Annotated in this window: 28 protein-coding genes; 14 read left to right on the top strand and 14 right to left on the bottom strand. The window is 34.9% G+C overall.

Annotated elements, in window-relative coordinates; genetic code table 11:
• Nucleotides 1-410: 410 nt before the first annotated feature.
• The 3 genes from AAGU22_RS10905 to AAGU22_RS10895 all read right to left on the bottom strand — a co-directional run bounded on the left by AAGU22_RS10905 (nucleotide 411) and on the right by AAGU22_RS10895 (nucleotide 4,154).
• Nucleotides 411-992: a hypothetical protein gene (locus AAGU22_RS10905; RefSeq protein ID WP_458719135.1), complete on the bottom strand. Its 582-nt coding sequence runs from the start codon at nucleotides 990-992 to the stop codon at nucleotides 411-413.
• A gap of 584 nt (nucleotides 993-1,576) precedes the next feature.
• Complete coding sequence (locus tag AAGU22_RS10900; protein WP_458719134.1) at nucleotides 1,577-1,810, bottom strand: hypothetical protein; 234 nt, start codon at nucleotides 1,808-1,810, stop codon at nucleotides 1,577-1,579.
• 202 nt (nucleotides 1,811-2,012) lie between these two features.
• Nucleotides 2,013-4,154 (bottom strand): PQQ-dependent sugar dehydrogenase, encoded by a 2,142-nt coding sequence (locus tag AAGU22_RS10895; protein ID WP_458719133.1) that lies wholly within the window; start codon nucleotides 4,152-4,154, stop codon nucleotides 2,013-2,015.
• Between the two features lie 355 nt (nucleotides 4,155-4,509).
• On the opposite strand from AAGU22_RS10895, the gene AAGU22_RS10890 reads away from it, so the two are divergent.
• Nucleotides 4,510-4,785, top strand: a complete 276-nt coding sequence (locus tag AAGU22_RS10890; protein WP_458719132.1) for a DUF3303 family protein — start codon at nucleotides 4,510-4,512, stop codon at nucleotides 4,783-4,785.
• A 53-nt stretch (nucleotides 4,786-4,838) separates the two neighbouring features.
• Complete coding sequence (locus tag AAGU22_RS10885; protein WP_458719131.1) at nucleotides 4,839-5,078, top strand: Lrp/AsnC ligand binding domain-containing protein; 240 nt, start codon at nucleotides 4,839-4,841, stop codon at nucleotides 5,076-5,078.
• A 422-nt stretch (nucleotides 5,079-5,500) separates the two neighbouring features.
• Here the strand turns inward: AAGU22_RS10885 and AAGU22_RS10880 are convergent, their stop codons facing one another.
• A complete protein-coding gene (locus tag AAGU22_RS10880; protein ID WP_458719130.1) occupies nucleotides 5,501-6,199 on the bottom strand; it encodes a hypothetical protein in 699 nt (232 codons plus the stop codon).
• A 106-nt stretch (nucleotides 6,200-6,305) separates the two neighbouring features.
• On the opposite strand from AAGU22_RS10880, the gene AAGU22_RS10875 reads away from it, so the two are divergent.
• Nucleotides 6,306-6,581 (top strand): hypothetical protein, encoded by a 276-nt coding sequence (locus tag AAGU22_RS10875; protein WP_458719129.1) that lies wholly within the window; start codon nucleotides 6,306-6,308, stop codon nucleotides 6,579-6,581.
• A 53-nt stretch (nucleotides 6,582-6,634) separates the two neighbouring features.
• Entirely contained in the window at nucleotides 6,635-9,853 is a 3,219-nt protein-coding gene (locus AAGU22_RS10870; RefSeq protein WP_458719128.1) for a S8 family peptidase, read from the top strand.
• 269 nt (nucleotides 9,854-10,122) lie between these two features.
• Here AAGU22_RS10870 and AAGU22_RS10865 read toward each other — a convergent pair whose 3' ends face one another.
• Entirely contained in the window at nucleotides 10,123-10,638 is a 516-nt protein-coding gene (locus AAGU22_RS10865; RefSeq protein WP_458719127.1) for a hypothetical protein, read from the bottom strand.
• A gap of 413 nt (nucleotides 10,639-11,051) precedes the next feature.
• Entirely contained in the window at nucleotides 11,052-11,231 is a 180-nt protein-coding gene (locus AAGU22_RS10860) for a hypothetical protein (RefSeq protein WP_458719126.1), read from the bottom strand.
• Nucleotides 11,232-11,431: 200 nt separating this feature from the next.
• On the opposite strand from AAGU22_RS10860, the gene AAGU22_RS10855 reads away from it, so the two are divergent.
• The 4 genes from AAGU22_RS10855 (at nucleotide 11,432) to AAGU22_RS10840 (ending at nucleotide 15,424) form a co-directional block, all read left to right on the top strand.
• Entirely contained in the window at nucleotides 11,432-11,692 is a 261-nt protein-coding gene (locus tag AAGU22_RS10855; RefSeq protein ID WP_458719125.1) for a DUF2024 family protein, read from the top strand.
• 258 nt (nucleotides 11,693-11,950) lie between these two features.
• The gene (locus tag AAGU22_RS10850) at nucleotides 11,951-13,039 is read left to right on the top strand and encodes a glycosyltransferase (RefSeq protein ID WP_458719124.1); all 1,089 of its coding nucleotides are present in this window, start codon (nucleotides 11,951-11,953) and stop codon (nucleotides 13,037-13,039) included.
• A 27-nt stretch (nucleotides 13,040-13,066) separates the two neighbouring features.
• Nucleotides 13,067-14,482, top strand: coding sequence for an amino acid kinase family protein (locus AAGU22_RS10845; protein WP_458719123.1), 1,416 nt, complete (start codon nucleotides 13,067-13,069; stop codon nucleotides 14,480-14,482).
• A gap of 24 nt (nucleotides 14,483-14,506) precedes the next feature.
• Nucleotides 14,507-15,424 (top strand): branched-chain amino acid transaminase, encoded by a 918-nt coding sequence (locus AAGU22_RS10840; protein ID WP_458719122.1) that lies wholly within the window; start codon nucleotides 14,507-14,509, stop codon nucleotides 15,422-15,424.
• A 300-nt stretch (nucleotides 15,425-15,724) separates the two neighbouring features.
• Here the strand turns inward: AAGU22_RS10840 and AAGU22_RS10835 are convergent, their stop codons facing one another.
• The 3 genes from AAGU22_RS10835 to AAGU22_RS10825 all read right to left on the bottom strand — a co-directional run bounded on the left by AAGU22_RS10835 (nucleotide 15,725) and on the right by AAGU22_RS10825 (nucleotide 18,110).
• Complete coding sequence (locus AAGU22_RS10835; RefSeq protein WP_458719121.1) at nucleotides 15,725-16,714, bottom strand: alpha/beta hydrolase; 990 nt, start codon at nucleotides 16,712-16,714, stop codon at nucleotides 15,725-15,727.
• Nucleotides 16,715-16,720: 6 nt separating this feature from the next.
• A complete protein-coding gene (locus tag AAGU22_RS10830) occupies nucleotides 16,721-17,269 on the bottom strand; it encodes a hypothetical protein (RefSeq protein ID WP_458719120.1) in 549 nt (182 codons plus the stop codon).
• Between the two features lie 79 nt (nucleotides 17,270-17,348).
• Complete coding sequence (locus tag AAGU22_RS10825; protein ID WP_458719119.1) at nucleotides 17,349-18,110, bottom strand: hypothetical protein; 762 nt, start codon at nucleotides 18,108-18,110, stop codon at nucleotides 17,349-17,351.
• Between the two features lie 680 nt (nucleotides 18,111-18,790).
• Here AAGU22_RS10825 and AAGU22_RS10820 point away from each other — a divergent pair.
• Nucleotides 18,791-19,081, top strand: a complete 291-nt coding sequence (locus tag AAGU22_RS10820; RefSeq protein WP_458719118.1) for a hypothetical protein — start codon at nucleotides 18,791-18,793, stop codon at nucleotides 19,079-19,081.
• Between the two features lie 237 nt (nucleotides 19,082-19,318).
• Here AAGU22_RS10820 and AAGU22_RS10815 read toward each other — a convergent pair whose 3' ends face one another.
• The gene (locus AAGU22_RS10815; RefSeq protein ID WP_458719117.1) at nucleotides 19,319-19,456 is read right to left on the bottom strand and encodes a hypothetical protein; all 138 of its coding nucleotides are present in this window, start codon (nucleotides 19,454-19,456) and stop codon (nucleotides 19,319-19,321) included.
• A 325-nt stretch (nucleotides 19,457-19,781) separates the two neighbouring features.
• Between AAGU22_RS10815 and AAGU22_RS10810 the strand changes: the two genes are divergently transcribed.
• From AAGU22_RS10810 to AAGU22_RS10795, 4 genes are all read left to right on the top strand, one after another.
• Nucleotides 19,782-20,072, top strand: a complete 291-nt coding sequence (locus AAGU22_RS10810; protein WP_458719116.1) for a hypothetical protein — start codon at nucleotides 19,782-19,784, stop codon at nucleotides 20,070-20,072.
• Nucleotides 20,073-20,131: 59 nt separating this feature from the next.
• Nucleotides 20,132-21,166 carry a prohibitin family protein gene (locus AAGU22_RS10805; protein WP_458719115.1) on the top strand — a complete coding sequence of 345 codons (1,035 nt, stop codon included), beginning with the start codon at nucleotides 20,132-20,134 and terminating at the stop codon, nucleotides 21,164-21,166.
• A 162-nt stretch (nucleotides 21,167-21,328) separates the two neighbouring features.
• Complete coding sequence (guaB, locus tag AAGU22_RS10800; RefSeq protein ID WP_458721778.1) at nucleotides 21,329-22,765, top strand: IMP dehydrogenase; 1,437 nt, start codon at nucleotides 21,329-21,331, stop codon at nucleotides 22,763-22,765.
• Nucleotides 22,766-23,252: 487 nt separating this feature from the next.
• Complete coding sequence (locus tag AAGU22_RS10795) at nucleotides 23,253-23,378, top strand: hypothetical protein (RefSeq protein ID WP_458719114.1); 126 nt, start codon at nucleotides 23,253-23,255, stop codon at nucleotides 23,376-23,378.
• Nucleotides 23,379-23,381: 3 nt separating this feature from the next.
• Here the strand turns inward: AAGU22_RS10795 and AAGU22_RS10790 are convergent, their stop codons facing one another.
• Nucleotides 23,382-24,392, bottom strand: coding sequence for an adenylosuccinate synthetase (locus AAGU22_RS10790; protein WP_458719113.1), 1,011 nt, complete (start codon nucleotides 24,390-24,392; stop codon nucleotides 23,382-23,384).
• Nucleotides 24,393-24,595: 203 nt separating this feature from the next.
• On the opposite strand from AAGU22_RS10790, the gene AAGU22_RS10785 reads away from it, so the two are divergent.
• Entirely contained in the window at nucleotides 24,596-25,072 is a 477-nt protein-coding gene (locus AAGU22_RS10785) for a hypothetical protein (RefSeq protein WP_458719112.1), read from the top strand.
• A 17-nt stretch (nucleotides 25,073-25,089) separates the two neighbouring features.
• On the opposite strand, the gene AAGU22_RS10780 is transcribed toward AAGU22_RS10785, so the two are convergent.
• The 3 genes from AAGU22_RS10780 to AAGU22_RS10770 form a co-directional block, all read right to left on the bottom strand.
• Nucleotides 25,090-25,335, bottom strand: a complete 246-nt coding sequence (locus tag AAGU22_RS10780; protein ID WP_458719111.1) for a Fe(2+)-trafficking protein — start codon at nucleotides 25,333-25,335, stop codon at nucleotides 25,090-25,092.
• Nucleotides 25,336-25,456: 121 nt separating this feature from the next.
• Entirely contained in the window at nucleotides 25,457-25,582 is a 126-nt protein-coding gene (locus AAGU22_RS10775; protein ID WP_458719110.1) for a hypothetical protein, read from the bottom strand.
• A 92-nt stretch (nucleotides 25,583-25,674) separates the two neighbouring features.
• Nucleotides 25,675-26,109 carry a hypothetical protein gene (locus AAGU22_RS10770; protein WP_458719109.1) on the bottom strand — a complete coding sequence of 145 codons (435 nt, stop codon included), beginning with the start codon at nucleotides 26,107-26,109 and terminating at the stop codon, nucleotides 25,675-25,677.
• Nucleotides 26,110-26,151: the final 42 nt, after the last annotated feature.

The raw sequence follows: 26,151 nt of genomic DNA, 5'->3' as shown, positions 1-26,151 counted from the left end.
CAACAGAGAAATATTTTTCCAATCAATGAGGACAAGCCAATAGCATAGATATTCACATACCTTGCCTTTATTCAACTGTGAAAGAAAACACAAGATGCGATGGTCGACTGGAGGACAGTCATAATAATAATATATGAAATACCAAGTTGTTGTAGTCTTTGTTGCCCACGGTAATAGAGGAAGTAATGACCAATACGCTGAGACGTATTCATAATTTACTGCGAAACACAAGGAATGGATCATTTATTCTTTTTGAGAAATTCAGGTTATTATCCAAGATAGGTAGAAGAAATACGAGAAATTTTTTGATTGATACTCAACAGTTTAAATTTATAATAGTGTATTTATGTAGTAAAAAAGGAATGTAAAGATCATTGGAATGGCCCGGTAGATGTTATTATACTACTACCTTATAAAGAGACTGAACCACTACTATTTGGTGCTGAACCACTACTATTTGGTGCTGAGCTGTTAGTATTTGGTGCTGAGCTGTTAGTATTTGGTGCTGAGCTGTTAGTATTTGGTGCTGAGCTGTTAGTATTTGTAGAATTCTGTGCACTTCCAGTATTAGAGACAAATGTATCTTCGAAGCTAAAACTAGTTAGCAATTTTCCGGAGCCATCAAAGATCTGAATAAGTTTATTTCCACTGTCTGCAACGATCACATTTCCAAATACATCTGTGGTAAGTGAAAGTGCACCACTGTATGTTCCGTTACCACTAGTACCTTGAGAGCCTATTGTCTGTAAGAACCTTCCTGCGCTGTCATACTTTTTTATGGTTTGGCTAGAGCCATCGGCCAAGTAAATGTTACCAAATTTGTCCTGAGATACACTTATGCTCTCAGTACCGCCGCTAGCTGCCGGAGTGGGAGAACTCTGTGCAAAGACGAAATTGGGGACTACAAGTCCAGCTACTGGCAATATTGATAATGTTATCACAATGACTGCAAAAAAGAAAATTTCGCTGTTCAAACGAATGTGATTATTCATCATATTAGGTGAAATCACAAACTATTTAAAATCATACAATGGTTAAGATGTTGTTTTGTAATTCAAACAAATTTGACTTATAGTTTATGTTAAGAAAAATGAATAGATTAGCTGGGAGCAAAGGAACGAAAGGAGATTTTTGAATCTTGCTATACATCTCCCCATCTATGAGCCTCACCCTTTCTACCAAATGTCACTGGAAGAGCTATAGGAATTGCATCAGGTAATAAACACGCATATGTAAAAAACAGACTGCATTCTCTGCTATAGCTGCCATCAAAAAGGAATCAAAATAGAACAAACTCATATGCGGCTACTAGGCAAATGCACAAAACTATTAATACTACTGTAATTAGATGATTCCACATTTATTAAATTATCGTCAAGTAAAAGATTGTCGTTATCAAAGAATAAGTACCATTTATTGCGTCTGACTAGATTCTCAATAAAATAGTTCATCGTCCTGCCTTTTGCGATTAGGTCTTTTCTGTATCCTCTAGGTACCACAGTTAAATTAACTTCCGCTAACCGTTTTCTGTCTTCTTGTAAAGAACTAATGAAAGATTGAAGTTCTAGTAACAAATCTACTCTTTCAATGACCACATTAATGGAAGATCGGAGGTATTCACGATCGTATGCTTCACCGTTTCAAATAGTGAATTACTGACCTTTCTGCTTGCAACACTCACCAAAACTAGCTCAACATTCTCTGTTCTTATGTAGCTTCTATTTACTTTATAAGTAAATCTCCCCACTATGCCTAGAATCACATTAAGTGAGTAACTGCTCCATACAATAAGAGCGCCGTATTTTATCACCTCAACAAACAGCCATCAGACATCCTCGTACATTGTTCTGCGATTACATTTTCAATTACAATCATATTAATGACATGATTACAATTTTTTGATAAACTTTAAATATCGATAAATATTGATTTTCCATATCAAGTTTATAAGGCTATTTGATATAACACATATAGATATCTATCAAAATATTCGCCACAGTTCGTTGAATAGGCTACTTTTGCTCCACCTTATAGATTGTTCCATCGCCGTTTATCATTGGATAATATTCCTTGATTGTGGCAAGATACATATATCCATCAGGACTTTGTTGAATCTCCGTTATACTGCCAAAGCCTTGAGCTATAGCGAGTTGTTCTACTTCAGTCCTGTTATCAGCAACGCGGTCTGAGTATGGCCTGGTGAGCATCAGATCATCCCTTTTGTCAGCTAACTCAAAACGATAAAGATTTTCGTTGTTAATGTCAGCCACAAACATATTTCCATAATAGTGCTTGCCAAGCTTATCTCCACTATAAAACTTCAGTGCAGTAAGGCCCGCTGTGGCGTTCCACACAAACTTTGGATCCATATATTTTCCCTTCATACTCCCATTTACAAGACTGTTGACAAGAAATAAGTCAGGGTCAAAATTCCGATGATGTTTTGAAAGTCCCTGTATTTGCAACCATCCACTGTTAAATCCAGGTTCAACTAGGTTTATCTCATCATAGTTATTCTCGTTGTTTTCTGTATCCCATAACTTTCCTGTCAAAGGATCAATATCTATTCCAAAACTGTTTCTTATACCATATGCAAAGAATTTGTCGAATGATCCAACAGTGTTACTGTCGTTTCTAAAAGGATTTCCCGGAGCAGGGTGTCCATCAAAAGTAAGTCGATACACAACACTTGTACCGTCAGTTTTATTCGCCTTCTTCAGGTTTTGAGTCGTAGAATTGTGTGACTGAAGGTCCCCTACAATCAAGTATATATAATCATCTGGCCCAATTAGCATCTTTCCCCCATTATGCACTGGTGATTGCAAGGGAGGAAGCGCCAGCAAAAGCTTTGGATTTGATAACTTTGTATCATTATCTGTTAATTCATATCTGTATAGCCTGTTGCCCACCAGCTCCTTTTCTATATTCTCTTCGCATAGGTCTGATGTGTCCTTTGTCTTAGCTTGGGTGAAATAAAGGAAAACATATGTTTTTGTAGCATTATTATCGAGGCTTGCAAATGTAGTTCCATTTCTGGGAATGATGGATGTCAGCTTAATATCACTAGAGTTTTCAAATGTGTTGGAACCAATAGAATCAGAATCTGTAGTCATCAATATACCTTTGTTAGGTTCGTTGTCATTATGGATGCCGTTTAACAATTTTAAATTATCATATTTGGAAGCTGATAAATTCTTATCACTCTTTGCAACAGCAATACCTAGCATTCCCCTTTCCCCACGCGTTGAAACATTCTGATCAACAAGTGGTTCTGAGAGGGGGGTACCATTTACTACTCTAATTACTGTGCCTTTGTTTTTTTCAAGCACTAGTAGATCATTCGTTCCCAAAAAGGCCATTGAAGTAGGAAATTCAATACCCCCTGAAACCTTGCTAAGACGTAAATCATCAATTATTCTTTCCTGAGTGTAATTAGTAGGTGATTTAGCTAGGACATCAGTGGCGAAGTTAACTTGACTGTCGTCTAGGACATGTAGTTCCTTCTCCTTTTCGGACCAGCGTATTAAACCTCCTTCAAAATAGCTCACCGCATCTCCATTCATTAATGGTTGCACATCTGTTATTGGATATCCTAGGAAACTGCTCTCAAGCCCCATCTCTTTCCATTTATTAAATATATCGCCATGAATCTCATGCGCACCAGATGATGGGGACCAGTAAATAGCTCCCTTTTGAAACGCAGAGAACCTTCCATCTTTATACGGTGTATACTGTTCGTCTGTTATTGGATATCCTAGGAAACTGCTCTCAAGCCCCATCTCTTTCCATTTATTATATATACCACCATCAATCTCATAAGGAACAGTCTTTAATGGGATATCACCTGTATCACTAGGTAAAGCCATTGTCCAGTAAATCGCACCGTTTGTAAAGTTTTGATAATAAGTATTGGAATCTTCTATATATGTGTAGAAAGACGTTGGCTCGCCAAGTATAGCTTTGTATTGACTAATCTTATTTTCCATCATAAATCCAATGTAAGACGAAGAATTTGCAGAACAAATCACATTCTGATAGTTCTTGGGAAAATCCAAACCATATGTCAAACCCTCACTGGACAACGTATATGACAAAGTTATTGCTGATGTTATTACAATAAAGATCAAACTGATACCATGAGTGTTTATGTGCATTTTTTGTCAAAGATTTAACTGATAGTATGAACCAATTTAATTAATCTCGGAAAACCGATAAAAGAGTAGGCAACAATGACTGCAAATTTCCCATTCTAACAAAATCGAATTAAAAGAATAGTTATAATTTACAAAAACGGACATTTAAAATATGTATGATCCTTTATGTATTAATATTTTGTGTAAATGCCTGACATTGTACTTGTTAAATTTCATTCCTTTGATTTTCCTTTAGTATTTTTTCTAATCAAGTCGTTGTAATCGTTAAATCTTGGTATAGAATTAATAAATCTCAATTGCTACCTGCAATATTGCATTAGTAAAACTTAAAATCTAATTGCTATAATAAAAAAATATGAGTGCTACCTTCCTAGTTTTCTACAGATTTAAAACTATGACTCCTGAAGAAGCAAAAAAAGCTAATGAACAGTGGAGAGAGATGAAGCGGAGTTTACCACAAGGAATTGAATTGATAGGTGAATATAGTCATGCATGGGGTACAGAATATAATGGATTTTTACTCTTTGAATCAGAAACCAGTGACGGCTTTATGGATTGGTGGTCTAGTTTTAAGGATAGTATTAGGTGGTATGTAGATCATACACATACTATAACTGCACGGAGAAAATAAATTATTTTGTCAAAAGGACAACAATTTTATTTAATACCCAAGGTGAATAATCTATGAAGCATAACGCCTTTGTTTTGATCAATTGTACTCTTGGAAGTGAAGCAAAGGTAATGGAACTAATTAAAGATCTTGAATATGTGGATAAGGCCTATCGTGTTTATGGTGTATATGATATTATAGTTAAGGTTAACGCCAATGACAAGGAGGATTTACAAAGAAAAGTCCTTCTGATAAGGCGACTTGATGATATAAAGTCTACATTGACTCTTCTCCAAATCAATAGCATAAATTAATTATTATCCTAATAATCATTTCTCCTTTAATTTATTTTCATCAAATCTCCACTAATATGTGAATTTTTAGTCGATAATTTTTTCATACGCACTGAAATTTTCGAAAAACAACTTGAGCCATTTCTTTTATTATTCATAACGAAAGATCTTGGTCCTTTATCCGGTTTAAATACAAAGATTCAAGGCTTACCCATGATTAAAATTGGGGACATTACTATAAAATACTAATTACAATAAGATTAATAATGATACAAAGATTTTGAAAAGTATACTTCAATTATCTAACTAAGATGGAAAAAGTATTCCTGGACCTAAATCAATATTGACGGGATTAGGGCACTCCTCCTTGCTAATTCGAAATGTCATCAAATCAGTCATGAAATAATGAATAACTTGATATCATTTTGAGGCAATTTTGCTCTTTATTCTATCATAGCCCCTATCTTTTCATAGGAATGTTGGGTTACCATGTTTTGGTTCTTGAGAAAATCCATAAAATACTTGCTCTGCTCAAATTCATCAATCAAGTTTAGAAATATTGCCCGAAAAAAATCACGCGCTTCATGGTTCAAACCACATTGGGTACAACAGTAATTTCCATCATTACTAGGCGCCCATTTCTCTTTGATCTCCTCGTTATTATACGCCCTAGATAATACTTTTCTCGCGTAATCTAAGAGAGTGATGAATAATTCATTCTTCTCCTCCTTTAGAGTCAGCTTACTTAACGTTTCTGCAAACCCTTCAGAATAAATGGTATGTCCAGGAGGTAATGGAACCGGTTTATTGCCTTCATAGATATCGTGCACTCCAAATAACTCCTCAATTACTAGTCGAGCTCTTTTACGAAAAATAAAAGGATCTTGCCTCTTAGATGGTCTACCTCTTTGATTTTTCTTTTCTTCTTCAACGTGATTTATGTAATATTCTCTATAGAGTTCGGCCTTCTGAGCGTACACAGTTTTTATTGGTAATTTAGTAACTTCGCTTAATTCCTCGACTGATAGACCTATAGGATATGCCTCCCTCAGTGCATTTAGAATTTTCCGATTACTGTCCTTATTAATTACTTGTAAATGAAGGTCATCTCTGCAATAATATCCTTCAAAATAATTTTTCATAATCTCTTAAATGATTTCTATTATTCTTATACTTTTAGAATTTTAGACTATGAGAGTTTAATAAATTCAGTACAAAATTTATCTATTTATGATATGAATGGATAGTATGACAATAAAAAACTACACCAAATACGATAAATATAATTACTTTGCTCTCCTTTCGATCAGCTTTCTCTTGATCCTCTCGCTATTTTCATTGACCATGTCGAATGTTATTGCTAATTTGGATTCCAACTCCACACTGACAAATTCCAACTCCACACTGACAAATTCCAACTCTACACTGACAAATTCCAACTCTACCGAGAATAACCTAAATGGCACAATAACTTCATTTCCCGGTTCGTTAGATAGCGATAGACGTCATATGCCTGTCTTATAATTAGATCGAGAATGACTTTTTTGATACAAAATATGATCAATCGTGAAAACTAGATGACCAATAGAGCATTAATTCTTGTTTTATTTTTCATTTTTTTGTTCTCTGGAACTAATGTCTTTAATTTTCATTTTTTTATTCCATTTAAGACAATAGGGGATCCAGATGTTTCAATAGCATTTGGAACAACAAGAAATTCTGAAACAGAATTTGACGAAGGCGACAACTCCAGTTCTCCCACAGGCTCCTCTCCAAAAGTTACACCTGAAACAGAATTTGACGAAGGCGACAACTCCAGTTCTCCCACGGACTCTTCTGAAAATGCTTCTCCAGTTGCTAATGCTGGTACCGATACAACTGTACAAAGCAATGAATTGACCCAATTGGATGGTAGCAAAAGCTATGACCCTAATAATTCTGGTGATGATGTTCGTCCATCTCTAAGCTTCGATTGGATACAGACTGGTGGTCCAGAGGTGATCCTGAATAACCCGACATCTGCAAATCCAACATTTACATCCCCTCAAGTAGAAGAAGAAACTAGACTTACCTTCCAATTAGTGGTAAGTAGTGACACTGCAAGCAGTGATCCTGATACTGTAACTGTGTCTGTTACTCCACCTACTACAATCCTAAAACCTGTTGCTAATGCTGGTACCGATACAACTGTACAAAGCAATGAATTGACCCAATTGGATGGTAGCAAAAGCTATGACCCTAATAATTCTGGTGATGATGTTCGTCCATCTCTAAGCTTCGATTGGATACAGACTGGTGGTCCAGAGGTGATCCTGAATAACCCGACATCTGCAAATCCAACATTTACATCCCCTCAAGTAGAAGAAGAAACTAGACTTACCTTCCAATTAGTGGTAAGTAGTGACACTGCAAGCAGTGATCCTGATACTGTAACTGTGTCTGTTACTCCACCTACTACAATCCTAAAACCTGTTGCTAATGCTGGTACCGATACAACTGTACAAAGCAATGAGTCGACCCAATTGGATGGTAGCAAAAGCTATGACCCTAATAATTCTGGTGATGATGTTCGTCCATCTCTAAGCTTCGATTGGACACAGACTGGTGGTCCAGAGGTGATCCTGAATAACCCGACATCTGCAAATCCAACATTTACATCCCCTCAAGTAGAAGAAGAAACTAGACTTACCTTCCAATTAGTGGTAAGTAGTGACACTGCAAGCAGTGATCCTGATACTGTAACTGTGCTTATTCCTTCTCCTGATACCCCACCTGAAACTCCTGATACCCCACCTGAAACTCCTGATACCCCACCTGAAACTCCTGATACCCCACCTGAAACTCCTGATACCCCACCTGAAACTCCTGATACCCCACCTGAAACTCCTGATACCCCACCTGAAACTCCTGATACCCCACCTGAAACTCCTGATACCCCACCTGAAACTCCTGATACCCCACCTGAAACTCCTGATACCCCACCTGAAACTCCTGATACCCCACCTGAAACTCCTGATACCCCACCTGAAACTCCTGATACCCCACCTGAAACTCCTGATACCCCACCTGAAACTCCTGATACCCCACCTGAAACTCCTGATACCCCACCTGAAACTCCTGATACCCCACCTGAAACTCCTGATACCCCACCTGAAACTCCTGATACCCCACCTGAAACTCCTGATACCCCACCTGAAACTCCTGATACCCCACCTGAAACTCCTGATACCCCACCTGAAACTCCTGATCAACAAGAATTCCAAGCAGCAGTGAAGGATTGTGGAACTAATCCAACTGATGCTTTTCCAGGAGGATCATTAACAATCATTACCGATCAAGATTTTTCTCAAGTATACAAAATGTCTCCTAATCCTTATACAAATGATGATTCACTATATTTTGTGAATAATGATTTTTTCGATTGTGATTCTAATAACTCAGTGATATCCCTAAATGGGCTAGATTATTCTTGGTATACAGTAGAAATCCTTGATCAAAACAACGTTAATAACATCAAGTCATTTGATATTTCCATAAATGAAAACTTTTCCTTTCCTACGATATATGTTTTTGATAGGACATTTGTTCCAAATCTGAAATATGAACCCATACCCTCACAATTTATTATATGGTTAGATGAAAATGTTACCACAAATGCAGCACTAGTGTCGCAAGATTACGTCCAAAATGGTGAAATAAAATTTGTTTTTGAAAATCCACCTGGTTTTGTTATTAATATGAATAATAGTGGACATCTTAATGAAATGGATTTTATGAAAAAACTCAGTAGTGATCCAAGGATTTTTGCAATTAATCAAGATTTAAACGGAAAGATTGCCTCCGTTAGATACAACAATCAAACCATCCCCGATAGTCTTGAAAGAATCAATGCAAATGTGATTAATATCACAAGTGAGTTATTGGATGATACTATTCTCAAACAATCAGGAGAATTGGATTTTTCAAATGTTGATATTGCAATTTTGGATACGGGAATAAACCTTGACCATCCCGATCTGAATGTCTACAGGAATGTTTCTTTTGTAGAGGGGGCCCTAACCGGCAATGATGACTTGGGTCATGGATCACATATTGCTGGAATAGCTGCAGCAAAAGATAATTCAATCGGGATATTAGGAGTTGCACCTGGGGCTAAACTTTGGGCCATCAAAGTATGTGATGTTAACGGCAATTGCCCTCTATCGTCTCAAATAAAGGGCATACAGTACGTTGATGAACATTCAGATGAGATAGATATAGTTAATTTAAGTATTGAGAATCCGCCATCAAACAAATTGGATAAAGCTATTAATGAATCTCTCTCAAAGGGGTTGATATATGTGGTAGCGGCAGGAAACAGCAATATTAACACGTCATTAACTTCTCCAGCAAGAATTCCTGGAGTAATAGCAGTTTCTGCAATATCTGATAGTGACGGAGAATGTGGCGGTAGGGGCAATAGTACCATCGGTGGTCCTGATGATTATGCTGCTAGTTTCAGTAATTATGGGAGTAGTGTTGATTTTGCAGCACCGGGTGTGAATGTATTTTCGACATATAGGGACCAAGGGTATGCTTTTGATAGTGGTACAAGTATGGCAGCCCCTGTTGTTGCAGGACAGGCCGCTTTATATAAAAGCATTAAACCTAATGCTACATCTGAGGAAATAATTTCTGCCTTGCTTAATTCTAGTGTTCCATATACAACTCCTTGTGAAGGAGTTAACTATGGTCATTTTCAAGATGCTCAAAACCATCATAAGGAACCATTGATCTATACAGTAAGAATTCCCTAAGTAGGATCTCTCGCTCCTTCTCCTTCATTGCTAGTAATAGTGATTTTCTGGTATTTTCAATTGCTTTCTTATCATGGTTAGATCTAGGCTGCTGGTACGTAGAGACAATTACCTTGGTTCCATAAAAGTTGTGTAAATAATAAGATATATCCATCTGTAAAATGATTATGCTTTTTTGGTATGACGCCGCACCGCAACACATTTAGCTACATTTCGAATTATCATTACTATGAGAGATACACTCTATTCTATCAGAACTCCCAAATGAGTTAGCCTTTATTATAACCATGATACTCGATCTTTTTCTCTAGGATTAATGATTTTATATTGTCTAGTTCAATTTGCAAAGTTCGTAATTCTTTTTTCTTATCTTCAACATAATCATAGACTTGGTGAATAGAAATTCCAAGTCCCCTTGCGAATCTATGAATTTCATGTATTTCTTTAACAAAACTTGAAAAAGTTTGGTTTGTTTTGAAGCAATGAATATCTATTTCCGTGAGTAATCTTTCCATCTCTCTCTCTGAAGATCCCATTTGTTCTAAAAAATTTTTTATCCTGATACCAGATGCCACGTCATTTAGAATCAAGCCTTCTTGTTTTATCTTTACAGCAACTGCTCTTAACACATCCAAGTCAGGAATTTTGGATTTAAATAACTGCATGATTCTAAATACACTACCATAACCTATTCCATTACAGATAGCGATCGTATTAATCGGTAAGCCAAAAAGCAACTGGTAAAGAACCTTGCTTTTAATTTCATTTGGTATTCTTTTTCCCATAATTGTACATTCCTATTATATAAACTTTTACTTATAAATGAAATAAACACTTCCATAAAGTTTGTCGGTTAAACACGCGTAAACTGTAAAGGGATGAAATTTTGACAGGTTTGGATGAGAGATAAATTGTGGTTTGAGGGGATTCTGATTGGATTTGGACTAGTAGAATAGAGATGGACAAGGTTTGGATGGGATTTGGACTAGTAGAATAGAGATGGACAGGATTCTGATTGGGTTTGGGTCATGTAAACAAATGTGTGCTTTCTTCCTGTAAACTGATTGAATGCTTGCTTTGAATCCATGCTTTTTGTTATAGTAGCATGTCAGTCAGATACATACATACAACTTTACCTATCCTGTATTTTGGATATGATTCCTTCAATACCTTTCTCGTTGAATCGATGTATCCATTTTCATGTTGATATCATGATGGTTGTTGGTAGCCAAGCCATCTTTATCTCACGAACTGTATCCATTTCTCTAAGCAGGATAATCTTTGCACGGTAGTTGGATTCTTTATCATTCCACTCGATCATATCATACAACGTATTTCTTTTAAGATCAGTAATCGATTCGAGGAAAGTATCTCTCATAATGATGGTAGTTTAAAAGGGTAAGCTAAAGGTGTTGTGATATACGTCTAAAGAAGCAGAGTATCAGTTTACAGATGGCTATAACCTATCGTTTATGAAACTGTGATCATAGTGAATTTTGTTGTTCTTTTATCAAAATCTCAGTTTCGTATTAGATAACGATGTAATAAAATAAATATGATGTCTGTCCAAAAAAAGGTATGGAATGTGCAGTATATGATACATATGTTACAAAAAAAGATGGAAGAATAATGCATTTTGATGTGATTGTAGAAGCAAATACTCCTCACGAAAAAGCAATCGAATACGGTAAGGAGTATCTTAACAGTGTTGATCAAGGAGGGCAGAAAATGACTCAAGAGGAATGTCAGTTCTGTCATATTCAAGAGGCTCCGCCAGTTGTAGCAAAAGACATTAAAGACTCTGGTTTCTACATTCAAAAAATGGAAGGTTGTCCTTAGAACTGCTAATTCTAGTATTTGAATTGCCTCAAACAACTTGTTTATCAAATCCATGCCAGTTGGTGAATTTTACCAAATTTATCAATTGTTTAATAAAAAATCACTCATAATTCCTTTGATTTGACTACTACAGCTACTTCAAATGTCTAAGATAAAGTCAATTGAAAAACTTAACATTTGCTCGTAAAATAACTTAGATTTGAAACTATCCTCATTGTTTTTATTATTTCTACCTTATATCCTGACGGAATAATCTACATGACATTATTTTTTTCAAGTCCGATTGGACTTGGACATATAACACGAGACATTGCAATTGTGAAGGAAATTGCCAAGTCATTTAATTATTATGACTTCGAATTCGTTACGGGTTCAAAAGCTTTTGATTTTATATGTAATGAGAATGATGCTTCGGGAGAATCAAAGTTCCGCGCCCATAATCTGTATTTTCCTCCAGAATTTTCAATTTATGAGGGGAGATTAAAAAACAGTTTTGTATGGTTACTAAAATATTTATCCTACTTCCGAAAATCCAAAATAGAAGCAAAGAAATTAATTTCTACCAGTCGCATAGATTTAGATCTCTATCCTTTAATTATAACTGATGAGGATTTTGCTTCTCTATCTGTTGGCAAGGATCTCAATATCCCTAGAATCCTTATTACTGATATACTTGGGACTCATTTTATAAGAAATGGGGTATTGTCTAGTATTGAAAAATACCTCAACAAATCTATGTGCAATTTGATAAAGTCTAGTGATTGTGTTGTTATCCCAGAATCTGGAGATAATCGCGATAATTTATTTTATGTGGGTCCGATAGTTAGAGACATAAGAACAAGCCGAAATGAGTTGCGAAAGAGATTTTCGTTTGATAAAATTACAATTTTGATAACTACAGGAGGAACTTCATCTGGAGACTATTTAACAAAAAGGACTATCGAATCTTTTAGGAGACTACAGAAACGATTTGATTGCGATTTGGTAATATCTTTTTCATCTGCTATTTCACATAATGATAAAAGAGACAAATCCTGTAGGAATATCGGCTTTGTAAACAATATCCATGAATATGTATACGCAGCCGACTTGGTTATATCATTAGCCGGAAAATCTACAATTGATGAAAGCTTAGTTTACGGTACTCCTGGTATTTTTATTCCAATTAAGAATCATTTTGAGCAAGAGGACAGGGCCAGAGAAATGGGGTTTTCATACGAGGACATTAATAGGCTAGATTCAATTATTGAAGAAAATCTTTTAGCCCTTCGTTTAAAAAAAGAAAAAATGATGTCAAATGGGGTTGCCAAGGCTGCGAAGCTGATTAATGAATATCTGAATAAATAATAACAGGCCATTGTATTAATTTTTGTATTGGAGCCATTAGTAATTGCAAAATTCGGCGGATCAGCGTTAGGAGTAAATGGCGCAAAGATCCCAATCATAATCGATAGAATAAAAGAACTAAGGAAAAAATCTAAAATCATTTGCGTGTTTTCTGCTCCTCTTACAAATTATGAAGGAAAGAATATGTCAATGACGGATGTTGCCATCCGGATTTCGAAAAATTATGCTTCATCAAATCCGGTAGACATCGATGTGCTAAAAACCGTCTATTTGGAAATTTCAAATAAATATTTATCTAATGCAGATAGACTAAATTTTGAATCTGAGTTAGAGAAATTTAACAAGACTGTTTTAATATCCCTCAAGCAAGTGGCAGAAAATCGCCGATTTGTTGACGTAAGTCGTTCACGGATTCTTGCTTATAGTGGAGAAATAGTGATTTCTCTTTTAATGGATTATATTTTAAAAAGTAACGGTATTAAATCATCTAGTGTGAACGTAAATGAATGGCCGATAGTTACAGATGATAATTTCGAAGCAGCTAGTTTCTTGCTAGACGAATCTAAAAATCAGGTAGATTCACTAATCAGATTAGTTAAGGAGAATGATGTTTTATGCATTGGTGGTTTTATTGGAAAAACAGTAGACGGCCTGGAAACCACTTATGAACGGGGAGGATCTGATAGATCAGCTGCGGATTTGGGGATTTTATTGTCATCACAGTTTAACGTCATTCTTGATTTTGAAAAAGATAATTCCGTATTAAGTGCGGACCCTAAAATAGTTTCTAAAAATCTTCACAACGTGAAGACCCTTTCTTATAATGAAGCTAAACTCGCAGGCATGTTTGGTATGAAGATTTTGGATCCAATTGCTATTAAAGACATAGACGATCATGACCTAAATTTGATCATTTTAGTTACTAATATTTCTAACCCTTCTAATTATACACAAATACTAAAACAATTGTCAGACAATGAACTCGAAATCGAAGCCAAAATTAAGATTGTAACTGGTAAAAAAAACTGTGCTATCGTTAGAATGGAATCCATAGCTGCATCTCACATTGAAGCATTATTTGAGAAGCAAAGACAATATCATGATTTTATTAAATTATCTCCATATAAAAAAGACAATTTGGAAATGACAAGGTTCCTATTTTTGGATGGCGACTATGTAAGAAGACACGAAAAGATATTTCGTTCATTTTATCCTAAGGTCGAAATGGTATATGGAAGAGGTGTGGTTACTCTTATTGGAGATTCTATGTGGAAAATCCCTAAAATAGTTTCTGACACTAGTAGTATCGTTAGCCAGCAAGACATTAATATATTGAACATAGATGCACAAGAAGAGACTTCCAGAATTCTTATCCTAGTAGAAGACCAAAATGTTGAAGAGGTAATTAGATCAATACACTCAAAAGGCTCGATTATAAATTAATTACATTATTCTGGTGTACTGTTTATGATCGAAAGTGATAAAATTTGGATTAATGGAAATTTGATTGATTATGATGAAGCCAAGGTACACGTGTTGACTCATGGATTACATTATGGGACCGGTGTATTTGAGGGAATTCGTTCATATAAAACTGCAGAAGGTATTAATATATTTCGACTGGACGATCATATAAGAAGATTGTTTAATAGCGGAAAAGCCTATTTTATGAAGTTTGAATATACATTTGATGAACTCAAAAGGGCTACAGTAAAAGTAGTTAAGGCAAATAGGTTAGACGAATGTTATATCAGAATCATTGCGTTTTATGGTTATGGAAAATTGGGGGTTAACCCTTTACCCAATAGGGTATCCATAGCGATATCTGCATGGAAATGGACTGAACATATTAAAAAAGAAGACATGGAGCAAGGTATTCACATTATGGTATCTTCTTGGGAAAAGGTGGGAATAAAGTCAATGCCTACTCATGCAAAAGGAGTGGCAAATTATGCTAATTCTGCGTTAGCAAGAATGGAAGCTTTGAAATCTGGGTTCGATGAAGCAATAATGCTAAATTCTAGCGGTTTTGTAGTGGAAGCAAGCGCGGAAAATATCTTCTTTGTAAAGGGAGGAATCTTGTACACTCCACCAATTTCTACAGGAGCCCTTGAAGGAATAACCCGAGATACAGTTATTGAAATCGCCAGGCAGAATGATATCCACCTTTGTTATGATAACATTTCTAGGGACGAACTGTATTACTTTGATGAAATATTTTTGACAGGAACTGCATCAGAAATCGTTCCAGTTGGATTCATTGATCACAGGGTCATAGGCGATGGGGGTATTGGACCCATTACAAGAAAAATCCAACAAAATTTTGAAAACATAGTGAGAGGAAATAACCCGGATAAACGTAATTGGCTTACAATTATAAAATAAAGTTGAAATCCCTTATTGAAATTTCTTGTTTACTTACACCTTACAAAATGTCTTATTAATTGTTGGTTAATCAGACATTGGAAAAACTTAATTTCATATCCTTTTCAGTTGTAAATGGATCGAGACGTTGATACTGTAGAGTTTAACTGTGTCTTGATATGATGATACATTTGTGTTTTCATCCTGTGAGTGGATCGGGATTCGTGTTACTACTTTTAGTTTAGTTGCCCACGATTCTAAAGTCAAATCTTATGTACCAGTATAAAGCTTGTGTTCTTCTAATCATTTCGATCCCAATATTCATCCAATAGCATTCCATATTCTTTGTAAAGACGTATTATATCTATAGCCTGTATTAAAATGACCTCCTTCAAATTCAATATATTCGTGATTAATATTTTGATCTCTGCACCTTTTACTGAATATTCTTGCTCCTATGGACAGGTTAAATTCATCATTACTTCCACAATCAAAATACAAAAGTTTCATTTTTTTCAGATTATCTGAAAATTCATTTACTTTATTAATTGGGTCGAATTCTTTCCATAATTTCCATACATTCTCTTTGAATTCTCCTGATTCTATATCAAAGGGTAAGTCTGTGTTTAATTCTGGGTTATTTAAATTCGGTGAATAGTGTGCAGCCATTGAAATAATACTTAGTGTAGTAAAGTCTTTTTTATCGTGTTTGTTCGCCTTATTCCAAAAGTCAATAAGCCATCTTTTAGGACTCTTGTACTTTCTTAACACGTCAATTGCGATCGGAAGATCTGGTAGATAACAATATTCAAACGCTGAATCAAATGAATGTGCCGCTACGGCACTAAAAATTTTTGGATTTCGCATCCCTAAGGAAAGAGCTCCAAACCCGCCAGACGATTTCCCAAGAACAGCTCTTTTTGAAACGTTATAATTTGAATCTATGAATGGAATAATTTCATCTATAATGTAGTCTTCATACCTGCCTACAGCCACGGAATTGATATATTGACTACCTCCTAGTCTGTTAAAACAATTTATAACTACAATGATCATTTCCCCACATTTTTGATCTAGGACCAATTTCTCCAATCTCTCATGAATGGGAATCGAAAAAGGATTCCAACTAATGGCGGAATAATTATCATTTCCGAAAGAGGGTAATAAAAAAATAACTGGATACCCCGCCGATAAACTTGCAGAGTATTTATCTGGAGTGTAAATTATTACGTCCCTTTCATACGGATCCTCTAAAGGGTTATTTTTCAATATTTTACTTTCAAGTTTTAAGAAGTCCGTCTTGCCGTTCAATTCTTTTTATCCATATCCGGGATATCTCTCTTTTATTTTCTTTTTGATATTTGAAGTCAATTTTTCTGATACTATGTCGTGATACGGGCTCTTTCCAATTAAGTTTTTACTAGTATATAGGAAAGGACCGTAAAGATAATCCGTACCTCTTGTCGGCACAGTTGGTTCCAAGGAATTCAACATCAAATTCAATTCCCTGTTAATGTAATCTGTATTTTTCTTGGACAACATTTCATGTTCTTCAGAAATTTTCCTAAACATATTCATAAAGACTGGAGGATCTATTTTCCTATATCCAAACGGAATGATATCTTGATCAACGGTTTTCTTCATCTTGGTAGGATCAATATCCAATTTTGTACCCGTTATGATCGGGGAGGGTTTATAGATGGAATCAATTTTTAATTGCCACGATTCGTCAGAATTTGTCACTGTTGCATCAAAAAAACCATCGCGGATCGAATTCGTAGATATGATGAAATTCCAATTTCTAGGGTTTTCTGAATATTTTCTAAATATCTGCTTGGCAAGTATCTTCTCCTCTAGAATTTCCATAACTAAAAATAGTTAGGTATTTAATAATAGGCTTACGCTTCTTTCATCATTCTAATGAGACTTTTTAAATTATTTGGCATCAGGTTGTTGTTAGATCGTCCAATGTGGAAAAAGGTGGAAGCCTCCCTGTGATTCTAAATATTGTCGAATTACCTTTTTTGCCATGCTCTTCCACATATTCTAATTTTCTAAATATTACCAAGGCTATTTTTCCACGCTGCCTATTATTACCACAAGCTTTTCTTTCCTTATCTTGTAAATCCTGCAAAATAAACTCCCCATTGCTTCTTATCTTCTCATCTGATAAATCAAGACATGCCTTCCAAAGCCGTGATATGATGGATCGATTTTGTCGAAGTGATCCCAAATATAATATTTTGGAGTATTTTTGGGTTATTATTTGAGCTGCAAATTCAAGATCATCTGTTTTCCGATGATAAATATTATAAATACTCCTTTTTTTTCGAGGACTTTCTTCCAAATTGAACCAGAAACTATACCCTTCTGGCTCGGCGTAAAATTGATTAATATTATTTGAGCCATATTGCCATTTTTCGTCTTCAATTCCAGAAATTTTACTTAATTTCCAATTTCGATTATCGTTTAAAATCTTTTGTGCGTCAATCAGTTTTTCATAATTAACAATGAATTTTCTTTTTTTATTTGTTTCCAACTTAAGTAGCAACCCATTATCCACAAGATTATTTAATGCAAAAATCAAATTCTCATCAAAATGTCTACCAGAAAGCTTTCTAATCTGTTCTTCAAAGAGAACGTTATGTACTCCTTCACCAATTAAATTGTATATGATCCATTTTTTCCAATCTGAGATAGAGACCACTCTGTACTCCTTATCCTTACCAGTACTATTGTTTTGTTACGAACATTTAATCTTTCCTAATTATAGTAATACTGATGTTACTTTGTCGCCTTATTTGCTTTTGATTCTAAACTTAAAATATGTAAGTTTAAAATCCTATATGTAATCATTATTGTTAAATAAAGTTCTTTGTAGGTGGTTTTTTAATCTATTTTATTTATATAACACGTCTTTGATGTTATGTTGTAATGCATATAAACAAACGGACTTAAAATATTTAGATCGAGTTGATATTTAGATAAAATTATTGTTAGACGGGTTATCAAAAGTAACTCTAAGTAGTTCAATGATTCGGGATGGGGGGATTTGGTTAGTAGAAATAGTGGAGAATCCGAAAAAATATTTTACCGATCATTGAGAAATAAATAAAAGAAGTGGTAATGGGTCACTAAGTGCATATTTTTAATCTATTAAAATTCATAATGAATCAAATTTCACGATTTATACTTCTTATCATGCCAAATACTAGTAAATGAAATCAGGTTTTTTTCTACGAATAAATATATTCTGATAATAGTTTAATTCATATTACTTTGTTAATTTGCATATCATTTTTTCTAGTATATCCCTTAGAATCAAAATAACAGCACTATATGGGGAAATGCAATTATAATTTATTTCAAAATAAATTACAAGTTAAGATGATCTTATTTAAGAAAGTTACAATTTTGGCCATATGTGCATCATCTTTACTGTTAGTCTTAACCTTAAACGGGTCTTTCTTAAACTTTACCTACTCTGAATCTCCAGTGGCATCTGATTATTATATTAAAAAGTATGACCTTAACCAAACTATTCATAATAATTGTGATTTCTTAAACCTGTGTAATGGTGATGGTGCAAAAAAATCTAGCGAAATTTCGTCTCCTGTTAATAAAGGGATAGTAGATATTTCATACTTAAAAATTGATATAGATCTTCCATTTCCATAATAAATCATAGCATTAGTTTCGCTATATATGTAAATTACATGTTCATTAATGAAGTTTGTTTGATTTTTTTTGAGAACTGGGATCTGTTCTAGACTTTTTATCCCTGTGTATGAAAATGACGCTCTATGCCTTCCACATCTAAATGAACAACATCATCATTAAGAATTAGGCAAGCAACCAGTGTTTTTATTGGATGTTTTGTACGATGTTGATTCCTACCCACAAAGCTTTAAACTTCTACTTTTCATAAATAAGATAATAATTTTCATCCAATTTGTTAGTCATCTTGGTCACGCTTGGTGAACTTTTATTTAGATACTTCAAAATATCAGCTGTTGTTACATATCCTCTCTGCTGGATTAATTCGTAGATCACCTAAATAATCTTCCATTCTATTTGTTCTGATTTTCATCATCATTTTTTTGTGATGCTCTTTACTAATAAGGTCGAGTCTATCTTCTCTATTTTTCTTATCCTCTTTGAAAGTGCAATCATCATCAGATAGATATCTTGAATTGATGTACGTATAGAATTATTCTTGAATTCAACTTGTCCTGTTAATCAATTGAATTATCCTGTCTCCTATATCCAGCTCCTATATGCTATATGCTATATTTCTAGGATGTCAACAAAAAAGTTTTATAAACTGTGGACCTAAAATTCAAATATTAATAAGAAAAAAGTCAACAAGAAAAAAAGATTGGATGCCCTAAATGTGTATACAGATGCAGAAGTTGATTATTTTATTGACACGATAAAGGATGTAAAGCCATTTCCCAAGTTAAGAAATTTGAGGAAGCTACTGTCTCCTACGCTATCATTGGACAAAATTAACGCAATTCTAAAATATCTTGAACGATCTAAGCAGATATTAGTAGATTTGGATGGAAATATTGTTTGGATAAAAAATAGTAATGTGAAAGAGGCTTCAAATCTGTCGGAAACTGCAAATTTTTCCAAAGAATTCCTAGAACAATTTGGCAAATTATAGATCATAGAATTAATATTTATAAATATTTAAATCACGTATATTCGTAAATTAATACAAACATGGTAGATTTTTTTAAATCTAAACGAAATAGGCGAATTACACCAGATGGGGAACCACTGGAAGATGTAGGCGGTGGAGGAGGATTTGGTTTCTCTAGTCCATTAAAAATAGCTATACCTGCAATAATTGCTATTATTATTATTTTTGTTGTCTTGACCTCTAGTTTGAAGATTGTTGAGGCTGGTAACCGTGGTGTATTACTAAAATTCGGTGCAGTTGATACCTCGGTATCTTTAAGCGAAGGATTACATTTCGTATTACCGTTCAGGGATTCCATAGTGCCAATGGAAGTCCGAACCCAAAAGATTGTTGAAAGCACCACTTCAGCTTCAAAAGATCTTCAAAATGTGGCGACTGAAGTCGCGTTGAATTATCGAATCAATCCCGACACTGTTCCAATTTTGTATAAGGAGATAGGTCTTGATTATTCTAATAGGGTTATAGTGCCAACTATTCAGGAGTCTGTTAAACAAGTAACTGCTAGATATAACGCAGAAGAATTGATTACTAAACGAGATCAGGTGAAATCTGAAATAGAGGAACAAATTGAGGCTAGATTGACTCCTTACAATATAATTATGGATACAATATCTATCACTGACTTCCAATTTTCAGATCAATTCGTTCAAGCAGTGGAAGCTAAGGTCCAGGCCGAACAACGTGCTCTCCAGGCTCAAAATGAACTACGAAGAATACAAATCGAAGCCCAACAAACTGAAGCTAGGGCATTAGGTGAACAGAAAGCAAATATAGCGAATGCAGAAGGTCTCCGACAAGCAAATATATTAAAAGCACAAGGTGAATCTGAAGCCATAAAGATTATAGACGTTCAGCTTCAAAATAGCAGTACATACTTAGATTGGTTGAAGACTCAAAGATGGGATGGAAAACTTCCATTAGTAACGGGAAGCAGCGGTGGTGCAGGTGGCGGTAGTGACGTTGGTGCTATTCCATTTATAGAAATCCCATTGGGTTCTACAGCTGAATCAACAGCTGAAACAGCACATAACTCTACATTGAATTCGACCCGATAATTTTTCCCAAATAGGTACCATTCTACCTATTTACAATTTTATGCTCTACATAAAGTACATTATTCATGAGTCATGATTTTTTCTAATAATCTATGATTTTACCCTTTCAACCAAAAAAGAAAACGCTTATAATCCTAGGACATGATATGGATTAAGGTAATATTGTACTTCAAAGAAGGCCTCACCTTTGATGACGTTCTCTTGGTGCCTAAGAAATCACCTATCGTGTCTCGATCACAAACTAGTCTAAAAACAAGACTTTCTTCAAATGTTAGTCTTAATGTCCCGATCATAAGTGCCAACATGGATTCGGTCACCGAATCAAGAATGGCAATCGCACTAGCCAGAGAGGGGGGAATTGGAATAATACATAGATTCATGACAATTCAAGATCAAGTAGAACAAGTTTTAAAGGTAAAACGGAGCGAATCTGTAGTTATTGAACAACCCTATACCATTGATCCTAATAGTACTATTAAAGAAGCAAACTCTTTAATGTCAGAAAATGGGATATCGGGATTGTTAGTAAAAGATTCCAGTAATAAGCTATGCGGAATACTGACACGCAGAGATACTGTTTTTGAAAGAAACCTAAGTGTACTGGTATCCGATCTGATGACTAAAGATGTTGTTTCTGCTAAAGTTGGGACTACTATAGAACAAGCCAAAGAAATCCTTCATAGGAATAAGATTGAGAAATTGCCCGTTATAAACGAAAAAGGTGAGATTAGCGGACTTATTACTGGTAAAGATATATTGAAAATGGAGGAATATCCAAGTGCTTCAAAAGACAAGAAAGGACGACTGCTGGTTGGGGCCGCCGTAGGAGTAAAGGGCGATTACCTTGAAAGAACTGAGTCATTATTAAACAATGGAGCAGACGTAATTGTTGTGGATATAGCACATGGGCATAGTGACAACGCGATAAATACTGTAAAAATGATTAAGAAAGCATTTCCGACTTGCGAGCTTATAGCTGGAAATATTGCAACTGGAAAGGGAACTGAAGATTTGATAAAAGCAGGAGTTGATGCAGTAAAAGTAGGCGTTGGGTCAGGTTCAATCTGTATCACCAGGATTGTTACTGGTTCTGGGGTTCCTCAATTAACAGCCATTATTGATAGTGTTAAGATGGGGAAGAAATATGATATCCCGATTATTTCTGATGGTGGAACTAGAACTTCGGGTGATATGACCAAGGCCTTGGCTGCTGGTTCGTCATCCGTCATGATAGGAAGTATGTTTGGAGGAACTGATGAAAGCCCTGGCAAGACCCTGGTGAAAAATGGTAAAAAGTATAAAATGTATCGAGGCATGGCATCATTTTATGCTGCTTTGGGTCGAAGGTATAGAGAAAATCCAGAATCAAGTTCCGATAATGAGGATTTAAATGACTATGTTCCAGAAGGAGTGGAAGCTATGGTGCCTTATAAAGGCAGCGTAATTGAAATTATAAGACAACTTGTCGGCGGAGTTAGATCGGGGCTAAGTTATTGTGGTGCCAATACAATCGGCGAAATGCAGGAAAATGCAGAATTCATAAAAATTACTCTCGCAGGTTATAAGGAGAGCCATCCACACGATGTAGACGTAATTTAAAATTTTCAACCTCTTTTTTATTCGTAATTATTCTAACTAGCATATTTTGTATAGATTATAGACTAACTAATCTAACTAGAAGAAAGGTATCTTTCTTATTTGCTCTTTTGTCACGTAGAATCTTGGTAGCTCTAGGGCGGTAGCTCTAGGGCTAATCTTTCAAGGATTTGCAGTATTTCAAGGACTACCAATTCGGGAATTTTCCTATTACCATGGGACTTCCCATGGCGTAGCATTACTGATGGCCTCATAGAACTAATTTTGGGATATGCTAGGATCGTGGTCATAACCATACTCATTACTTCGATATTAGTTTATTATCAAAATGGTGGGTCAAGATCTAGGATGGTTTTATTGGCGTATTAGTAATGAACTCGAACTTTTAATTTTGGTTACATTATTCAAATCGTATTTGTCTGCTCAAGGACGACTCTCTATGGAAAGGAATGTTCTTCATAGGGAGTCATTTCAATTAAGGTGATATAACATGGTACTTTCCATTTCTGCCAAGGACCAAACTCCGTACGATTATACATGGGCTGAAACCGAGAACACTTTATTTTTCTTGGCTTGTAAAGTTTATAACAAGAAAACTGATGCCTTTGGTCCATGAGGATTATTTGTTATTTCTTCTATCTATTGTATCCATTATTTCTGCTCCAGTCCCAATAATGGTCACCGGTAATCCAGTCTCTGATTCAATATTACTAACAAATTCTTTAGCTTTTGTAGGTAATTTTGAAAAATCTGTAATACCTTTGGATTCTGGGAAAACGATATCTAATTTTGTCAAAGCCACCTGTGTTGCGCTATTTATTCGAATAGCCTTTTTTGCCAAGTCGTAATCAAATGGAGCGGACCTTCTTTGTCTGCCCGTTACGCTTCCGTATTCTAACCAATTTCTCTCCTTTGCTTGCTCGGTACTTATTTCAGAATTTAATGGTCCTTCTCCAACCCTGGTAACATATGATTTAAAAACAATCAAAACTTCATCTATTTTTTTTGGTCCTACACCGACATCAGAACAAATGGCTGAAGCTGAAACATCCTTTGATGTTACAAAAGGGTACGTCCCATGAAAGAGTGACAAAAAGGTGCCTTGAGTCCCTTCAATTAGTACCTTTTCCTTATTATCTATTGAATGGTTAATGGAGTTACTAACGTCTTCCAAAAATAAAGCAATTTCTGGAAAATCCTTTGCAAGTTTTAGACTTCTCAATGCTCGGTCTGCATTTGCGGGACCAGTGCCTGTCCCCGTAGTACCGATCAGTTTCTTGAGATGATCACTATTCTTATCCTTATCCTGATGAATCTTTTCTATAACACCACATTGAAAATCTACAAAAGTCCTATCGGTAGTACTGAATGTCTCTATTTCTTTCAATAATATATTTGGTTCTATGAGGACCCCTGCACCAATTAATAGCCTGGTACCTTTGTTTAATACTGCACTAGGTAACATTCTAACTTTAAACTCTTTGTTGTTTTGAACAAAAGTATGACCTGCATTAGGGCCCGCACCTCCTCTAGCGGCAATGTCATAATTATCTTTGATAGAAAGATAGGCAACTATCTTTCCCTTCCCTTCATCTCCATAAAATCCACCTACAGTGACAATACAAGGCATACGATATATTATTAAAAAACATAGAATATTTAATCCTAGTAGTTTTAGTATTCGCTATGTGTGAGATGGATAACAAAGATCTATCTAAACGGGAGCAAATTTTTCTGATTAATAATGCTTGTTAATGTGATTTTGTTTGTCTTGTTGATTTGAAGTAATGGGAATTGGAAAGAAAAAAATATTGTTGATTTTTTCATACTCATGTGGACAATGACAATCCTGCATCATCATTTGTAGAAAACATTTTGATAATTTTATCAAATTTACCACCTGGTCTCCGATCTCCTATCATTAGAAGTCGGCTGAACGAGTTCTTATCTTTCGATACAGCAGAAAAAAAGGAAATTATTCAAAATGTTTTTGCTAATTATGGGAAAATTGAAAATCAGGCTTTATTGAATATATTCGATTCTTGGTTGAATTCATTGACGGAAATGAAAAGTGATGAAATTATTACTATATTCTATTCTTACATGATTGAAATTACTTTAAAACCATCCCTAATCAATATCTTTAATCAGGATCTTGTGATATCTATGACAAATGTACTGACCCAGTTTCCAGCCTACAAAAGAATAAAAATACTTGACTGTTTTTTTGAATCAATCCTTAATACTCCCAATCCAAAATTGATCCTGAGAGTAGTCCCTACTACATTACTAGAGATGATGTATAAATAAATACGAAGTTGGTTTAATTATTTAGTCTCCGGCTTTTTTTCTATTTCCCCTATTGTTTTATCAAAAAATCCTTTCTCGTATTTTCTTAAAGCTTTTCTATGTTCGGGCAGGGACATATCTAGTCTCATCTCATTCATGACCATGACTGCATAGGTTGTCCATTCTTTCCAACATTCAGGACAAGATGGGTATTTTTGTGATATTTCATCTTCAACATCACTTTCATTAAATGATTTATTGCATCTTAGACATGTTTTTGACATTACGATAGTAATTTGACGCATAAGATGCTTATTATATTTTGTTTTTTGTTATAAAGTGCTCATTATATGATTTTCAAATCGTCTCATAGATGTAAATACATAGAATGAATGAAAAATATTATTAGTACTCTTGTTTATTATTTTGACCTAGGAAGCTGGTGAAATCATCATAGCCCGAACTGAATTCGTTGAATACAGCGGATAATAAATTTAGAAATTTTGAATCCTTAGATAAATTCTTTTTCATGAGGGTTTCTACCTGGTGGATAGCAAAAATTACTTTATCATTATTTGTGTCAAGATTTGATGATATGATATTATGTTCATTAAATAGAATAGCTATCTTAAACCTAAAATTAAAGAAAAAATCTTTATTTTATGCTCAATTTCGTTTTTTGTATTTTCATTCGGGGGATTGTCCATCTCAAGTGATAAATTTATGACATAGTTAGATGCTGTTGTCAAATGCTCTGTGATTATGTTAAAAAACTTGGCTGTAGCAACCTTTATTGTATCGGTTTGAATGTGGCTAAATAATACTTTTTGCAAAAAAATATCTTTGTGATATTTAAGCAGAAATTCAGGCGAATAAATGTATTTATTGTTGAAGATGTGAATTAGACCAATACTAGTTAAGCTGAATTTTTCATTATTTGGCCTCTGGTCCATGACAACCATGGGATTTGGGTCTTTAGTAGCATTAATTGAATGGATCAAGCCTTTTTCAATCAAACTGTTTGTTTCAACCGATGCAGTTGAAAATTTTTCATCCATCTTATTACTAGTAAAACCAAGGAATTTTTTTAGTCTCTATTT

Source organism: Candidatus Nitrosocosmicus sp. R (genome assembly GCF_054408505.1).
This window is presented reverse-complemented; position numbering and strand designations above follow the sequence as displayed.

What these genes read in the sequence shown, in the direction of transcription:
- AAGU22_RS10905 (WP_458719135.1), bottom strand. Translation starts at nt 992, where the DNA reads ATGAATAATCACATTCGTTTGAACAGCGAAATTTTCTTTTTTGCAGTC.
- AAGU22_RS10895 (WP_458719133.1), bottom strand. Translation starts at nt 4,154, where the DNA reads ATGCACATAAACACTCATGGTATCAGTTTGATCTTTATTGTAATAACA.
- AAGU22_RS10890 (WP_458719132.1), top strand. Translation starts at nt 4,510, where the DNA reads ATGAGTGCTACCTTCCTAGTTTTCTACAGATTTAAAACTATGACTCCT.
- AAGU22_RS10885 (WP_458719131.1), top strand. Translation starts at nt 4,839, where the DNA reads ATGAAGCATAACGCCTTTGTTTTGATCAATTGTACTCTTGGAAGTGAA.
- AAGU22_RS10880 (WP_458719130.1), bottom strand. Translation starts at nt 6,199, where the DNA reads ATGAAAAATTATTTTGAAGGATATTATTGCAGAGATGACCTTCATTTA.
- AAGU22_RS10875 (WP_458719129.1), top strand. Translation starts at nt 6,306, where the DNA reads ATGACAATAAAAAACTACACCAAATACGATAAATATAATTACTTTGCT.
- AAGU22_RS10870 (WP_458719128.1), top strand. Translation starts at nt 6,635, where the DNA reads ATGACCAATAGAGCATTAATTCTTGTTTTATTTTTCATTTTTTTGTTC.
- AAGU22_RS10865 (WP_458719127.1), bottom strand. Translation starts at nt 10,638, where the DNA reads ATGGGAAAAAGAATACCAAATGAAATTAAAAGCAAGGTTCTTTACCAG.
- AAGU22_RS10860 (WP_458719126.1), bottom strand. Translation starts at nt 11,231, where the DNA reads ATGAGAGATACTTTCCTCGAATCGATTACTGATCTTAAAAGAAATACG.
- AAGU22_RS10855 (WP_458719125.1), top strand. Translation starts at nt 11,432, where the DNA reads ATGGAATGTGCAGTATATGATACATATGTTACAAAAAAAGATGGAAGA.
- AAGU22_RS10850 (WP_458719124.1), top strand. Translation starts at nt 11,951, where the DNA reads ATGACATTATTTTTTTCAAGTCCGATTGGACTTGGACATATAACACGA.
- AAGU22_RS10840 (WP_458719122.1), top strand. Translation starts at nt 14,507, where the DNA reads ATGATCGAAAGTGATAAAATTTGGATTAATGGAAATTTGATTGATTAT.
- AAGU22_RS10830 (WP_458719120.1), bottom strand. Translation starts at nt 17,269, where the DNA reads ATGGAAATTCTAGAGGAGAAGATACTTGCCAAGCAGATATTTAGAAAA.
- AAGU22_RS10820 (WP_458719118.1), top strand. Translation starts at nt 18,791, where the DNA reads ATGATCTTATTTAAGAAAGTTACAATTTTGGCCATATGTGCATCATCT.
- AAGU22_RS10805 (WP_458719115.1), top strand. Translation starts at nt 20,132, where the DNA reads ATGGTAGATTTTTTTAAATCTAAACGAAATAGGCGAATTACACCAGAT.
- AAGU22_RS10795 (WP_458719114.1), top strand. Translation starts at nt 23,253, where the DNA reads ATGGTACTTTCCATTTCTGCCAAGGACCAAACTCCGTACGATTATACA.
- AAGU22_RS10790 (WP_458719113.1), bottom strand. Translation starts at nt 24,392, where the DNA reads ATGCCTTGTATTGTCACTGTAGGTGGATTTTATGGAGATGAAGGGAAG.
- AAGU22_RS10780 (WP_458719111.1), bottom strand. Translation starts at nt 25,335, where the DNA reads ATGTCAAAAACATGTCTAAGATGCAATAAATCATTTAATGAAAGTGAT.
- AAGU22_RS10775 (WP_458719110.1), bottom strand. Translation starts at nt 25,582, where the DNA reads ATGAAAAAGAATTTATCTAAGGATTCAAAATTTCTAAATTTATTATCC.
- AAGU22_RS10770 (WP_458719109.1), bottom strand. Translation starts at nt 26,109, where the DNA reads ATGGATGAAAAATTTTCAACTGCATCGGTTGAAACAAACAGTTTGATT.